12 protein-coding genes are annotated in these 14,986 nt (G+C 59.5%); 11 read left to right on the top strand and 1 reads right to left on the bottom strand.

Annotated elements, in window-relative coordinates; all coding sequences use genetic code 11:
* The first annotated feature begins 64 nt into the window (after positions 1 to 64).
* From HU715_RS06785 to hisM, 5 genes are read left to right on the top strand one after another with little or no spacing between them, the layout of a single operon-like run.
* Positions 65 to 1,078, top strand: a complete 1,014-nt coding sequence (locus tag HU715_RS06785) for an SIS domain-containing protein (RefSeq protein WP_186707386.1) — start codon at positions 65 to 67, stop codon at positions 1,076 to 1,078.
* A 2-nt stretch (positions 1,079 to 1,080) separates the two neighbouring features.
* A complete protein-coding gene (locus HU715_RS06780) occupies positions 1,081 to 1,935 on the top strand; it encodes a PfkB family carbohydrate kinase (RefSeq protein WP_186707385.1) in 855 nt (284 codons plus the stop codon).
* 60 nt (positions 1,936 to 1,995) lie between these two features.
* Positions 1,996 to 2,766: an ABC transporter substrate-binding protein gene (locus tag HU715_RS06775; RefSeq protein ID WP_186707384.1), complete on the top strand. Its 771-nt coding sequence runs from the start codon at positions 1,996 to 1,998 to the stop codon at positions 2,764 to 2,766.
* A gap of 24 nt (positions 2,767 to 2,790) precedes the next feature.
* Positions 2,791 to 3,480, top strand: a complete 690-nt coding sequence (locus HU715_RS06770; RefSeq protein WP_186707383.1) for an ABC transporter permease — start codon at positions 2,791 to 2,793, stop codon at positions 3,478 to 3,480.
* Positions 3,477 to 4,178, top strand: coding sequence for a histidine ABC transporter permease HisM (hisM, locus tag HU715_RS06765; protein WP_186707382.1), 702 nt, complete (start codon positions 3,477 to 3,479; stop codon positions 4,176 to 4,178). The genes HU715_RS06770 and hisM overlap by 4 nt, the downstream gene beginning before the upstream one ends.
* A 10-nt stretch (positions 4,179 to 4,188) precedes the next feature.
* On the opposite strand, the gene HU715_RS06760 is transcribed toward hisM, so the two are convergent.
* Positions 4,189 to 4,785 (bottom strand): TetR family transcriptional regulator, encoded by a 597-nt coding sequence (locus HU715_RS06760; protein WP_186707381.1) that lies wholly within the window; start codon positions 4,783 to 4,785, stop codon positions 4,189 to 4,191.
* A 513-nt stretch (positions 4,786 to 5,298) separates the two neighbouring features.
* Here HU715_RS06760 and HU715_RS06755 point away from each other — a divergent pair.
* From HU715_RS06755 to HU715_RS06730, 6 genes are all read left to right on the top strand, one after another.
* On the top strand, positions 5,299 to 6,312 hold the full coding sequence (locus HU715_RS06755; protein WP_186707380.1) for an SDR family oxidoreductase: 1,014 nt from the start codon (positions 5,299 to 5,301) through the stop codon (positions 6,310 to 6,312).
* 81 nt (positions 6,313 to 6,393) lie between these two features.
* Entirely contained in the window at positions 6,394 to 7,914 is a 1,521-nt protein-coding gene (locus HU715_RS06750; RefSeq protein WP_186707379.1) for a class I adenylate-forming enzyme family protein, read from the top strand.
* Positions 7,904 to 8,515, top strand: coding sequence for an HAD-IB family hydrolase (locus tag HU715_RS06745; protein WP_186707378.1), 612 nt, complete (start codon positions 7,904 to 7,906; stop codon positions 8,513 to 8,515). Before HU715_RS06750 ends, HU715_RS06745 begins: the two co-directional genes overlap by 11 nt.
* 3 nt (positions 8,516 to 8,518) lie before the next feature.
* Entirely contained in the window at positions 8,519 to 10,282 is a 1,764-nt protein-coding gene (locus HU715_RS06740) for an FAD-dependent monooxygenase (protein ID WP_186707377.1), read from the top strand.
* 118 nt (positions 10,283 to 10,400) lie between these two features.
* Complete coding sequence (locus tag HU715_RS06735) at positions 10,401 to 11,480, top strand: phosphopantetheine-binding protein (RefSeq protein WP_186707376.1); 1,080 nt, start codon at positions 10,401 to 10,403, stop codon at positions 11,478 to 11,480.
* Between the two features lie 77 nt (positions 11,481 to 11,557).
* The gene (locus HU715_RS06730) at positions 11,558 to 14,968 is read left to right on the top strand and encodes a polyketide synthase family protein (protein ID WP_186707375.1); all 3,411 of its coding nucleotides are present in this window, start codon (positions 11,558 to 11,560) and stop codon (positions 14,966 to 14,968) included.
* Positions 14,969 to 14,986: the final 18 nt, after the last annotated feature.

Raw genomic sequence — 14,986 nt, 5'->3', positions numbered from 1 at the left:
TTGGTCTACACGGTGATCATGTACAGCAAACATGAACCACCGCAACAAAGCACCAGGAGCTCACATGGCGATCCAGTTCAACCGGGAAGCATTCACCACTTCCTTGCAACAATCCGTGCACATCGTCGACGACGCCCAGCAGTTCGGCCAAGAGCTGGCCACGCGAATCGACCGCATCTACTTCGTCAGTTGCGGTGCGCCCAACCGCATCATGCTCGGGCTGCAATATTGGCTGGAGCGCTACAGCCATACGCTGGAAGTGCGCCGTTATTTTCCGGCCGACTTCATGGACATCGATCCGCCGCGCCTGGATGAACGCACCCTCGTGGTACTTGCCTCCAAGTCCGGGACAACCCAAGAAACCATCGCCGCCGCGCACTTTCTGCAAGACAAGCCCTGCCTCACCGTCGGCGTGACGCAAACCGCCGAGTTGCCACTGGCCCAGGCTGTTCAACATTGCTTCCTACTGGGACGTACCGATGAGGCGTACTTCGGTTGCTTCATGATCCTCCAGGCCTTGGTCGGCGGGATCCTGGCCAAGCGCGAAGGCTGGCCGCTGCTGGACAAGCTCACCCGCTCGCTCAAGGCGCTGCCACAGGCGCTGGCCGATGCAGCGCTCAATAATGACCGGCGCGCCACCGAAGAGGCACGCCTGTATAAAGATGATCGCGTGATGTACTTCCTCGCCTCGGGTCCGATGTTCACCACCGCCTATGTCTTCGGCGTCTGCGTGGTGATGGAAAGCCAGTGGCTGCATTGCCTGCCGGTGGAGGCCGCGGAGTTTTTCCATGGCCCGTTCGAAGCCATCGACGCCACCACCCCGCTGCTCCTGCTGGTGGGCGAAGACCCCAGCCGGGCGCAAATGGAACGCGTCGTGAGTTTCTGCCAGCGCTACACCGAACGGGTCATGGTCTATGACGCCAAGGATTTCCCGATGGAGGGCATCGACCCCGAGATCCGCGCCATTGTCGCGCCCTACATCGTCGGTATCGCCGTGGAACGCATCGCCGCGCATCTCGCGGTCTGGCACCAGCAGCCCCTGACGACGCGCCGCTACATGTGGAAAACGGAGTACTGAGCATGGCCAGCCTGATCGCGGTCGGCGACAACACCCTGGATGTGTACCTGGACCAGAACATCGAATACCCCGGCGGCAACGCACTCAACGTGGCGGTGTTCGCCGCCCGGCTGGATGCTCGCAGTGCTTACCTGGGCTGCGTTGGCGATGACCGGCACGGCCAGTACCTGCTCGATTGCCTGCAACAGGAAGCCGTCGATGTCTCCCGTTGCCGCACACTGGCGGGGGCCAATGGCTGGGCCTGTGTCGACAGTATCGATGGCGAGCGGGTGTTTCTCGGCAGCGACCCGGGCGTCTGTCGCCAACTGCGACTCGATGCCGACGATCTGGCCTACCTCGCGAAATTCCCGCTGGCCCACAGCAGCCTCTATAGCGGTCTTGAGAACCAACTGGCGCAGATTCGCCAGGCCAGCGGCTGCCTGTCATTCGACTTCTCGGACAACTGGGTCGAGTTCGATTGGCAGGCAATGATCCGGCACGTCGACGTTGCCTTTTTCTCGGCGGCCGACCTGTCATCCAGTGAAGCCCGTGACCTGGCGGACTCGATGCGGGCGCTGGGCCCGGCCACGGTGGTCATCACCCGTGGCGCCCAGGGTGCCCTCGCCGTCGACGCACAGGGCGCGCATGAGCAGCCCGCGCGGCCCTGCACGTTCGTCGACAGCATGGGCGCCGGCGACGGTTTTATCGCCGCGTTCCTGCTGGCCTGGCAAGCGCGGCACAACCTCGCCGAGTGTCTTTCACAAGGCGTCGAGCATGCCGGCCAAGTGTGCGGCTGGGCCGGAGGCTTTGGCCATGGACGAGCCGTAGACATTCAACGCGCCGAACACCTGAAACACGCCTTGAACATTCAAGGCTGATGCGTGCTGCCCGGGGCCCTCCTGGGACAGCTCTACCAACCTGTCGTGGATACCCTGTCGATGAAAACATATCTGATCGGTTTGATGCTCGTGGCCAGCCCGCTGATAACCTGGGGCGCCAACGAAGAACTGCGTTTCGGGGTCGACCCCACCTACCCGCCTTTTGAGTCCAAGCGACCAGATGGTTCGCTGACAGGTTTCGATATCGAGCTGGGCGAAAGCCTGTGCAGCGAATTGCAACGCCGTTGCGTCTGGGTCGAAAACGCCTTCGACGGCATGGTCTCGGCCCTCAAGGGCAGGAAGTTCGATGGGATACTTTCTGCCCTCTCCATCACTGAAGCACGCAAAGCCGAAATCGCCTTTTCCAACACCCTGTACGACACCCCGGCACGCCTGGTCGCCCCGCAAGGCAGCCCGTTGCAACCGACGGCCGAATCCTTGCGCGGCAAGCGTGTCGGCGTGCAGCAAGGCAGCGTATTCGAAGTCTATGCCAAGCGGATGTGGGGCCTGAAGGGCGTGGAAGTGGTGCCCTATCAAAGCAGTGACTTGACCTATTCGGACTTGATCAACGGTCGCCTGGATGCAGCGTTCGACGATGCCATTGCCGTTTCCGAAGGCCTGTTGAAAAAACCCATGGGCAAAGGCTTCGGCTATGCCGGCGAGGTGGTCAAGTCACCTGAGATCTTCGGCCCGGGCACCGGCATCGGCTTGCGTAAAAGCGATACCGCCCTGGCCGGGGAAATCAATCAGGCGCTCGAACGCATCCACCAGAACGGCACCTACGAACGCATCGCCAGAAAGTACTTCGACTTCGACATCTCGCCGAAATAAACCACCCGTGCGGAGCCTGAAAGCATGTTTCTCGAAGGGTACGGCTATCTCATTTTCCAGGGCGCGTGGCTGACCGTCCAGGTGGCCACATGGGCCGCCTGCGTCGCCATTGTGCTTGGCCTGCTCGGGGCCTTGGCGAAACTCTCGCCCATGGCGCCGCTACGGCTGGTCGCAACGGTCTACACCACGCTGGTGCGCAGCGTGCCGGACCTGGTCTTGATGCTGCTGATCTATTACAGCGCGCAAATCGGCATCAACCAGATAGCCCAGGCGTTCGGCCGGGAATCGTTGCAGTTGAATCCCTACGGTACCGCCATCGGGACGCTGGGCTTCATCTACGGCGCCTACTGTACCGAAACCTTTCGCGGCGCCTTCAGGGCCATCCCGTTCGGTCAACTGGAGGCGGCCCGGGCCTATGGCATGAGTCATTGGCAAGTACTGCGGCGTATTCGCCTGCCGCAAATGATGCGGTTCGCATTGCCCGGCATCGGCAACATCTGGCAAGTGCTGTTGAAAAGTGCCGGACTGATCTCGCTGCTGGGCCTCAATGACATGGTCCAGGTTGCCAAACAGGCGGGCAACGCGACCTCAAGGCAAATGTTTTTCTATCTGGTGATTGCGGCGATTTTCCTGGCTTTTGCAATCCTGTCCAGCCTGGCCCTCAAACACCTTGAACGGCGCTACAGCATCGAACCACAGCGGAGCGCGTCATGATCGAAATACTGAAAGAGTTCGGGGCGAACTTCCTCTGGTCCGACGGTTATCGCTGGAGTGGTTTGTCCGTCACCCTATGGTTGTTAGTGACGTCCGCCCTTATCGGCCTGGCCGCGGCGATTCCCCTCGCGCTGGTCCGCACCTATGGCGATCGTTGGCTGGCATTGCCTGTCCAGCTTTACACCCTGGTGTTTCGCGGCACGCCGTTGTTCGTGCAACTGCTGATCATCTACAGCGGCCTGGCAAGCCTGAGCCTGATCAGGGAATCGCCCAGCCTCTGGTGGTTCTTTCGTGACGGCATGCATTGCGTGATCCTGGCGCTGGCCTTGAATACGTGCGCCTACACCGTCGAAATTCTTGCCGGCGTGCTGCGCACCACCCCACGCGGTGAGATCGAGGCGGCACTGGCCCTGGGCATGACCCGTCGCCAATTGTTCATGCTGGTGCTGATACCGAGCATGCTGCGCCGGGCACTGCCGGCCTACAGCAACGAAGTAATCTTTGTCCTGCACGCCACGGCCATCGCCTTTACCGCGACCGTTCCTGACATCCTTAAAATCGCGGCAGATGTCAACGCTGCCACCTTCAAGACGTTCCAGGCCTATGGCATTGCCGCGCTGCTCTACATGGTGCTGGCGTGCGCGCTGGTGGGTGTATTCCGATTGGCTGAGCGCCGATTGCTGGCCTATCAGCGATAACGACGAGGACCTACAGAGACTCTGCAGTCTGGATGAGCGAATTGAGCACCAGCTTTATTTCAGTCGCCGGATCTTTATGCCCTTGCAATATCAAGCCTTCGGCCAAGGCCGTGAAGGTCTTCGCAAGCGCGGCATGTTCCAGCGGTGGTTTCTTGCCAGCATGGTTGAATATGACAGTAATCAACTTGCCCAAGGCCTCGCTGTTTTCCTCATGCAGGTCATAGTAATGCTGCGAGAACGCTTCATCACGCAGGGCAATCAATTGCAACTCGGCGTCGAGGATCGCACAGCGGGTATTGTTCTTCAGGGTGTCGATATAGGCATTCAAGCCATGGCTCAACTGCTCCGACGAATACCCCGACGTCAGGGTCGTACTCAATCGATCGATTTCAACGCGCTTGAAGCGTTGAGTCAGTTGCAGGAGCAAGTCCGATTTACTGGAAAAATTGGAAAAGAAGGCGCCTTTGGAGAAGCCGGCCTCCTCGGCAATGACGTTGACGCTGGCGGCATGAAAGCCTTTGCTGATCATCAGCTCAGTAGCAGTGTCGAATAATTTGTCTCTTGTTATTTGCTGGCTCTCTTCTCGACCTAGTCTCTTTTTAATCACGCCCTCGGCTCCTTTGGCCAGTCAAAATATGCACCTGTATCTGAATGCGACGAAGCGATTACTCACTGTAGTGAACCCGTGTTCGCCATCATATCTTATACGCGCCTCATTCAATCATTTACATTTTAACTTTCAAGAAGTGCCATGTATGTGCCATGTAACCGGGACAGCCTGCCGTGATGCAAGATGGACTATGCAGTCACGTTTTTCACACCGGGAACAGGTGAATCCAAACCATCGAGGCTCGTTGCTCGCGGGCGGGTTGGCCCCCTCTTTGACCTTCCTCAAGGCCGCATTTTCCGCATCTCCACGCCACGCTATCGGATGAAAAAATCCACGTAACGGCCGGTTCAGAGCCATCGATTCGCTAGCTTTGCGAAATACCGCTTGATTTTCAGATACCGAATGGTTTTTACTTGCGCCGTTGGTGGAGCCCAACGCCTGATCAGGGCATCGAGTCAGTGACACCGATCTCAATGCAATGACAGGTCACCTCACAGGAGCGGGATTTTAATGGAATATGCCTTCGTTACAGGCGCTACTGGCCTGCTCGGGAATAATGTCGTTCGTGCGCTGTTAAAACGAAACATCAAAGTAAAAGCCCTGGTTCGTTCCGCAGAGAAGGCCAAGAAACAGTTCAGCGGCCTGCCCGTCGAATGGGTCGAAGGCGACATGCTCAATGTCGACGCCTTCAGTCATGCACTGCAAGGGTGCGATGCCTTGTTCCATACGGCGGCTTATTTCCGCGACAGTTACAAAGGCGGGAAACACTGGCAAAAACTCTATGACACGAATGTGACCGGCACCGAGCGCTTGCTGCAAGCCGCTTATGACGCCGGCATCCGTCGTGCCGTGCACACCTCGTCCATTGCGGTGTTGAAGGGCAATAAAGATCAAGTGATCGATGAAACCATGTCTCGCAGTGAACAGGAGGCTGATGATTATTACTTGAGCAAAATATTGTCCGAACAGAAAGTCCAGCAATTCCTGGCGCAGCACCCGGACATGTTCATTGCCATGGTCTTGCCAGGGTGGATGTTCGGCCCGGGGGATATCGGCCCGACTTCCTCAGGGCAGTTTCTGCTGGACTTTGTCGGACAAAAACTGCCCGGCGTACTTCCCGGCAGCTTTTCCGTCGTCGATGCCCGGGATGTGGCCGAACATCAAATCGCGGCCATCACCCGCGGCAGGTCCGGAGAGCGTTACCTCGCCGCCGGCAATCACATGGACATGAAGAGCATCTTCCAGGCGCTGGCCAGCGTCAGTGGCGTAAAAGCCCCGGAACGAAAAGTGCCTTTGTTCATGCTGCGACTGATCGCGCTGATCTATGAAGGCTATTACCGAATTACCAAGAAGCCGGTACTGATCAGTACGTCTACGGTCAAGCTCATGGCGCAAGAACAAGACCGCACGCATTTCAGCCACAACAAAAGTTCAAGGGAGTTGCAATGCCAATTCCGCCCTGTCGCTGAAACCCTGACCGATACCTTGGACTGGTATCGGAACAACAACTACACAGATGCTTAATTGAGACCATTCATATAAAGCCTGCCTCTGTAGTACTTTTTTTGACGCGCCCTATATCCAAGGATTGAAAGAGGTTGGTAAATGAAAAGCCTTTCATATAAAGAAGGTTTTCTGCATCGTTTTGTCGGTTTTTCGGAATCCTTTCCCGAGCAAGTGGCTATCCGACACTTGGACACGGAAGAAGATACCGTCACTTACCGCGAGCTGCGCATCAAGGCCGAAGCCTGCAACGGTACCCTGACGGCACTCGGTGTATTGCCAGGTGATAAAGTCGCGCTGGTGCTGCCCAACGGGGTGGCCTTCATCGCTTATTACCTGGCGATTATCGGGCGGGGTGCCATTCCGGTCATCCTCAACTACAAGTTGACCTCTTTTGAAATGAACAGTGTGGTCAGCCTCGCCAGGCCGACCCTGGTGGTCACGACCCCAGTGCTATGGGTGCAACACAACGAGATATTCCAGCCCAACAACGGCGTCAGACACGCCCTGGTGCTGGACGACGGGAGCGAACCTTCATCGCCCCTGCCCGCCAGTGCAACGGCCGCCTCTCACTTGCCTCGACAGCTCGAACCCTTGTTGCTGCCCGAAGGCAATCCGATCGTCTCGGTGCAATTCACTTATCGAGGCATCGGCAGGCCACTGGCGGTTTCTCACCGCTACCTCGACCTGACGCAATCGAGCGATGGGCTGCACGAGCATTTTCACCTGCAAGGCGTCGGCTCCGTGCATCTGGTGACACTGCCGCTGTATGCCATCTTCGGCCTGTCGGTGATGATGGTGTTTCCCTTGAGCGTGGGCGCCACCCTGCTCATGACCAACACCCTGCTCAACCGGGACCTGGCAGAAGTCCTGTCCGAGCACCAGGTCACCTTTGCTTGCCTGGTGCCCGATGTCATTCGTTACTTCAATACGCGGCTGGCCAAACGCAAAGGTGCGCGGTTGCCGTTGCACCCGCAACTGATGATCTACTCGGGCGGCAGCCACCTGCCGGCCGATGAAGCCGAAAAGCTGGGCACGCTGCTGGGCTGCAATCCGGTACTCCAGGGCTACGGTTTGACCGAAAGCATGCCGGTGCTCGTGCAGAGTTCGATTGGCCCGGTCCACCGCGGCGCCATGGGCCAGCCGATCAGCGGCGTGGAACTGCGCGTCGTCGATGCCGAGGGCCAGGACGTGGCACCCGGGCGCATCGGCGAGTTACTGATCCGCGGCGCGATGGTGATCGGCGGCTACAACGATGCCGAGGACACCAATGCCCGATTCTTCCGCGACGGCTGGTTCCACAGCGGTGACCTGGTCTGGCGCGACGACGATGGGCATGTATTTTTCTTTTGCCAACGCCTGCGCATCTCGAAGATCAAGGCGCAGATGGTCGACCTGGTGGAAATCGAATCCATCGCCCTCAAGCACCCCGACGTGGTGCGCGCCAGGGCCTATATCGTCCCGGATCACAAGGAAGTCAACGTGCTGCACCTGTGCGTCGAAGGGACCGGCGAGCTGACCCAGAACGCGCTGAGCACCCTGCTTTCGCGTGACCTGTCGGGCTTCAAGCTGCCCAAGACCATCGAGATCATCCCGCTCAAGGAAGAGGCACATGCACACTAACAGCATCCAACCGGTACTGGCCGTTTTTGACTTCGACGGCACGTTGACCGACCGCCACACCTTCTGGCGCTACATGCGCTATATCGTCGGCACCCGTTCGTTCTGGCTGCGGATCATTCCCCTGCTGCCCAAGATGCTCAGCGTGATCCTGGGCATTACCCCACTGATGCAAGCGCGCCTGGCCTTCATTGCCTGTTACCTGGGCGGGTTGTCGGTGGAGCAAGAACGCGAGCATGCCAAATACTTCATCAGCGAACAGCTACCGCTCTGGCTCAGGCCCGAGGCGTTGCGGCGACTGCAATGGCATCAGTCCATGGGGCATATCACCGCGCTGGTCAGCAACTCGCCGGAAAACTACCTGATCCCTTGGGGCCAGGCCGCGGGGTTTGACTATGTGTGCGGCACGCGCCTGGCCACGGCAAAAAACAAACTCACCGGCGGGATCGCCGGTACCAACTGTGTAGAGCGAGAGAAAGTCACGCGCCTGAAAGGCTGCCTGAGCAATCTGGATGATTTTTATATTTATGCCTACGGCGACTCATCAGGCGACGCTGACCTGCTCGGCATCGCCAACTCTCCCTTCTACAGAAACTGGTACTGATCGATGAACACGCTGAGCAACTTGGCCCCCAAGCATTTCAAGCGCCCTGACAGCGCCCCGACCGTCATGATCGTCGGCGCCGGGCCCATCGGCCTGTCCCTGGCAATCATGCTGAAAAAATGGGGCGTGGCGTTTCGCATCATTGAAAAGAACGCCGGCCCCTCGACCGCGACCAAGGCGATGGCGATCCATTCCCGCACCCTGGAGATCTTTCGAGACCTGGGGGTTGCCGAGCAAGCCATTCACGACGGTTTCACGATCAACCAGTTTTCCGTGCAGTCGAATGCCAAGCGAGTGCTGAACTACAACTTCTCCTACCTGGACGCGACCTACCCCCTGCTCTTGAGCCTGCCACAGCCACAAACCGAGAAGATTCTCCTGGAGCGGTTGAAGGAACTGGGCGCGGAGGTGGAGTGGAACACCGAACTGGTGGACATCGAAAACCTGCCGGGTTCGGTGCGCATGACGCTCAAGCATGCCGATGGCACCGACGAAACCTTTGCCAGTCGCTGGGTGGCCGCCTGTGACGGCGCTCGCAGCAACATCCGAAAACGCCTGGACATGACCTTCGAAGGTTCGTCCTATGACCGCTTCTTCATGCTCGCCGATGCCGATATCCAATGGTCCGGCAGCCAGGATGAGGGCGCGTTTTTCCTCGGTGCACAAGACGGCTACGTGGCGGTTGCGCCGATCAGCGCCCAGTCCCGTTATCGGCTGTTCATCGAAATGCCCTACAACCTGCCGCCAGAAGGCGAGCGTCCGTCACTGAGCCTGGAGAACTTCCAGCGCCTGTGCGAAGGACGTGGGCAGAAGATGACGTTGTCCAATATTTCCTCGACGACCATCGCCTCGTTCCAGCATCGCCGCGTGCAAACGATGCAACAAGGCTCGGTGTTCCTGCTGGGGGACTCGGCGCATATCGGCAGCCCCATCGGTGGCCAATGGATGAACCTGGGGGTTTCCGAGGCCTATAACCTGGCCTGGAAAATCGCCTATGTCGATCAGGGCCTGGCGGATCCGTCCTTGCTCGACAGTTACAACGAGGAGCGTTATCCGGTTGCCCTGGAAGTCGAGAACACCGCCCACCGGTTGACGGGGCTGATTACCGTCCGGCGGCGCGCCCTGGTCTGGCTGCGTGACAACGTCCTGCCGTTGTTGAGTAAACGGAAAAAGGTCCAGCGTAAGTTGCCGTCAATGATTTCCGGTCATCAGTATCACTACGAAAAGAGTGATTACATCCAGGAATCGCTGACGAAGAAACAGCGCTACAACTGGAACAAGAAAGGTAAAAAAACCGAGTTCCCGAGTGCAGCACCTCGCGCCGGGCAACTGGCACCCGATGTCGAGTTGTGGCAACTGCAAGGGCTGCCCACAAAACACTTGATCGACCTGTTCCACGGAACGTTCACGCTGTTGATCTTCAGCGCGGCCGATCAGTTTTCACCTTTATTGCCGGGCCATTACGCCTTGGCCGAGTCGGTGGAAAAGGACTACCCAGGCATCAAGGCTTATTGCGTGATCGATGCCCTGAGCAGCGCCGGGCTGCCCTCCTGGCACTCGACACTGCTGGATCCCGATTGGCGACTGCACAAGCGCTACCACGCTAAGGCAGGCACGTTGATGCTGATTCGTCCTGACGGTTACATCGCTTTCCAAGGTGCCGATGCAATAACGCTGGCGACCTATCTGAACGTAAGGTCCGGGTTGCTCAAGGGCGCCAGAAAAACCATTTCTTGTGAGATCGACGCAGTGGAACTCCAACTTTAAGTCGCGCCATGGCTACAGCCAATTTGCTTCATTGATATAAACAAGGCCCAGTCCTGGGCCATGATTTTTGATCTTTCTTTTGTATAGAAATATCGACCGACTTGGTTAGGAGAACCTGATGCGTTTGCAACTTAACGATGTGGTGCAGGAATTCATCGTGTCCAACGGGAGAATAGCCCACAGCTATTTCTCTCTGTCTGAAAAGATCATTGAGTCATTGTGCGAATCCAATGTCGCCAAGGAAGCGATATTGCTGCGCGTGTTGGAACAGGCCGAAACCGTCACGGCCCATTACTTCAATGCTCATCAACAAGTTCTCGAGGGCGTTTATGCCCATGGGATCGAAACCTCCGTCAGCCAGAGTGTTGCAGTGCTGGAGCCTGTTCACGCTAAACCGACCATCTTGGCCCCGATGCCCGTCGCCGAAACCGTCGCAGAGACATCGGCACTCAGCTACGGGCAATGGTTGCGCGGCGAAATCAGCGCCGTCACCGGCTTCCAGGCACAACAGATCGACTTCGATCAAAGCTTCGAGAGCCTGGGGATCGACTCGCTGGGACTGGTGGATATTTTCGAGTCCCTGGCCCAGCACTTCCCGGAAAAGAAAGCGCTCACCGCGCAGCTCTTCGATGCCCCTACCCCGACCGCCTTGCTGGCCCGACTTGAAGCCGATCCACAGGCGCCGGCGGTGGATGTCCAGGGTTGGGTACTCGACCAACTCGCGGCGATCACCGGCTTTACGGTTGAGCAGATCGACCCGACACAAAGCTATGAAAGCCTGGGCCTGGATTCGCTCGTGCAGCTGGATTTCCTCGAGTCGGTCGTCGCCCTGTGGCCACAGCTCAAGGCTCACAGTTCCGAGCTGGCCAATGCCAAGTTCCCGCAGGCAACCATTGCCCTGATCCAAGCCGCCCTGGCCGATCCCCAACCGCAAGCGACGCCCTCACCTGCCGCGGCCGCCACTCAAGGGCAGGCGGAAAACCTGCTGCTCAACGCCCTGTCGCCGTTGATCCCGGACGCCGCGCAGTCCATCGATATCCAGACGCCGTTCGCCCAACTGGGCCTCAACGGCTTCGCTCGGGAGGCGCTCTGCCATTCCATGGCGCAACAGTGCTCGGCCAGCGAGTTTGCCGGTGAAGCGTTGATGTCCCGTCGCACGCCCCAGGATGCCTTGTCGCTGCTGGCCAGACTGAGCTGAGCCCAGCAACGAGCAACAGGAATGGAATCCGGGTGACGAACCAGTCACCCAGCAGTTTGGCGATCAGGAGACAGGGTATGAGTGGCGCAGCAACAACAGCGGGCGATTTTTGCTTCAGCGCGATGGCGGGCGAGTTTCCAGGAGCGCCGTCAACGGAAGCGCTTTGGCAGTTGCTTTCCCAAGGGCAGGTCGCACCGATCGAATCGATGCCGACACGCTGGGACGTGGACAAGGCGTCGATCTATTCAACCAAGGCCGGCGAGAAAGATCGCACCTACCTGGACAGCGCTTTTTGCCTGACTGACGACGCTTCGACTCCGTCACGGCACGAAGGACGACAGGTCGCCATTGGCAAGAAAGTGCTCCAGACGCTGTTCAGCCAACTGGCCGCACAGGGCTCGCCACTGAGTAGCGAACGCACGGCATTGGTGGTCGCAACCTCCTGGAGTGACGAGAGCTATTTCGTCACCGGCATGTCCGGAAAACCCGATGCACCGCTGGGCTTTACCCCGGGTGAACAAGTCGCGGCGCTGGCCGCGGCCTTTGCCTTGGGTGGACCGGCGCTATCGGTGGACACCGCGTGCAGTTCGTTCCCCTATGCCTTGGACATGGCCCAGGCACTGGTTAACAGCGGCCAGGCAGATAACGCGATTGTCATGGCCCTCAACACCGTGCTGCCGCCGGCGCTGTTCCTGGGCTTCTCGCAGTTGACGGCGTTTTCCGCGCGGGCGCGGATGGAAGCCTTCGGCCAGGACGCCGACGGCATTGTACCGGGCGAATGTGCCGTTGCGTTCCTGGTCGAACCGCTCGCCCAGGCCCTGACCGCGCAGCGCCGTCCAATGGGCGTCTTGCGCGCCTTGGGCATGTCCGCCGACGGCGCCGAAGGCTCGGTGTTTGCCCCCGGCAAACAGGCCCAATACTCGGCTTACCAACGTGCTTATCGCGGCCTTGACCCAAGGGACGTGGACTACATCGAAACCCACGGCACCGGTACACCGCTGGGGGATGCGACGGAACTGGCGTCGCTGGACAGCTTCTTCGCGCCCCATCGCACGGGCGGCGAGAAAATCACCATCGGTTCGATCAAGTCGGTCATCGGCCATCCCCTGGCCGCTGCCGGCGGCGCTTCGCTCGCCAAGGCCCTGATGATATTGCGCCACAAAGGCATTCCCCCGCAGCCGGGCTATCGCCCCAGCACAAAGGTCGACGCCACCTGCCTGCGACTCGCCACCCAGCAGGTACATCCTCTGGAGGCGCGTCAGTCGGCGATCCGGATTGGCATCTCCAGTTTCGGTTTTGGCGGCGCCAACGCTCACCTGGTGGTGGATGAATACGTTCCCAACGAGCGGCCTGCCGCAGCCCCCGCCAACACCTGCGGCGTGGTGATGCTGGACCTTGCCATCGTCGAGGCTGAGGCCGCGCTGGGCAGCCACCGTTCGTTGCAGGCATTCCAGCAGCAACTTGACCAACCGGCGGCGCCTTCGGTCGTGTTCCCTTATGGGCGCTTCGTCGATTACACCCCGGCGCCCGGTCAGCCGTTGCTGGGCAAATTCCTCGCCCAGGACCACGTCATCGATATCGATGGCTTCGGCATGGGCCCCAAGCCGCTGGCCCACGTCGACCCGTTCAAACTGTTGATCACCGATCGCGTCAACCACTTGCTGCGACGCTTGCCGGGCGTGGCCGGTTCGCCCGGCACCGCGATGGTCATGTGCTGCAACATGGGCGGCGAGCGCTTCAGCAACGCCTACAGCAGCGCCCACAACTTCTTTTCGCGGACACAAGGCGCGGCGCCGGGCGTCGAAGTGACTGACGTGGCAACCATGCTGCCGAACATGCTGTCCGGCTACCCGGCGCAGATTTTTGACTTCAAGGGTTTCCATCAGACCCTGGTCGGCACCGCGGGCCTGTTCTGGCAAACCTTGCTGGCTTCGCCGCAATGGTTCGACAACGGCATCACCACCCTCCTGCTCGGTGCCGGGCGTTTTCTCAGCGGTGAAATCGAGGTCGAGCGTGCCCGGCGTACCGAAACCCAGCAGGGTGAAGGACTGGGGCTGCTGGCGGTGCGTCGCTATCAGCCGCAGGCCTCAGACAAACCGTTGCTGGTGATCCGCGCCGCAGTCCTCGCCCACGCCGCCGACTCGTTGGAAGCGGCTTGCCGGTTGGTGGGCAAAGCGCCGAGCGATTATCCGAACGTTGATGCCTGTGAGTTGCAGCCTGCTGCGACGCCTGCCAGCGGATCACTGCAGGAGATCACCGGCTTCCTGGCTGAAGCCAGTGGTATCGAAACCCTGTTGGCGGTGATGTTGAAGGGCGCGACCCATAGCGTGATCGAGGTGCGTGAGGCCGGCAAGACGGTGATGTGGCTGTTTACCGAACGGCTTCGCCAGTGGACTCCGACCACAGCCGAGGCCAGCTCGCCCATCAAGCATCCGTTCATGCTGCGCTTTGCCCATTCGTCATCCCAGGAACTGCAGCAGGTCATCACGCCTGTCAGCCTGGTCCGCGAGCCACAGAACGATGGCGTCGACGTGCAACAGCTCAGCGACATGCTCACCAGTACCCTGCTCTCCGGGCTGCGGGTACGGGTGCGCGCCATGGAAAGCCTGTTCGCCCTGCACCGTGGCGATACCGCCCAGCGCCCGACGCCCTGGCAGCGCAGCGCGGAACATAGCGTGATCACCAACGCCCGGCGCAGCCCTCAGTCGCTGCACGCCCAACTGGTGGTGAATGAAGCGCACCCGTACTTCTTTGACCATCCGCTGGATCACATCCCGGGCATCTTGTTGCTGGAGGGGGTGCTGCAATTGCTCGAACTGGCCATGCCGCCACTGAGCGGACGGGTCGCCTACATCAAGACCCTGACGATCAAGTTCCAGCACTACGTACAGAAGCACGGCACGGTCGATCTGCATGTGGAGCAAGGCGAAGATTCCCAGGTGTTCAATGCCAAGGTCATGCAGGCCGGAAAAGTAATGTGCACGTGCGTGCTCGGGATGGCCTACAGCTCGGCGTTCGAGACCTCGCCGGCCAGCGACTTCACCGCCACGCCCTGCCGCGACAAGGCCCTGTTGCACAAGGCCCGGGCGGAAAACGTCATCGTCAGTGACATGAGTGGCGTCGCCCAAGGCCTGAGCGTGGACACGGTGAAACTGCCGCCGGAGCACTTCTTCCAGGCAGGCGATCCCCAGCACTATTCCATGGTGTATTTCCTCGAGGTGGCTCGCCAGTGCTACATGCAGATCGCCCATAGCCATTTGCGCATCCCGCTCAACACCCCGATGAACCTGCTGGCCTTGAGCTTCACCCTGGATCGTCCCATCCCCAGGAACAGCCCGCTGTCCTTGGCGCCGCAGGTCGGTTTTGACGCTGCGCTCCAGGCCTTCAAGACCAACCGCATCTACATCGACCTGTTCAACCGGGGCGAAAAAATCGGACAAGCCAGCATTACCGCCCAGGTGCTGAGTCAATCCGCACCGGCAGCCTGAGCATTGAATGGATCTGCC

Source organism: Pseudomonas zanjanensis (assembly GCF_014268745.2).
GTDB classification, from domain to species: Bacteria; Pseudomonadota; Gammaproteobacteria; order Pseudomonadales; family Pseudomonadaceae; genus Aquipseudomonas; species Aquipseudomonas zanjanensis.
Note: the sequence above shows the minus strand (reverse complement) of the source record. Positions and strands in the feature narration are given on the sequence as shown.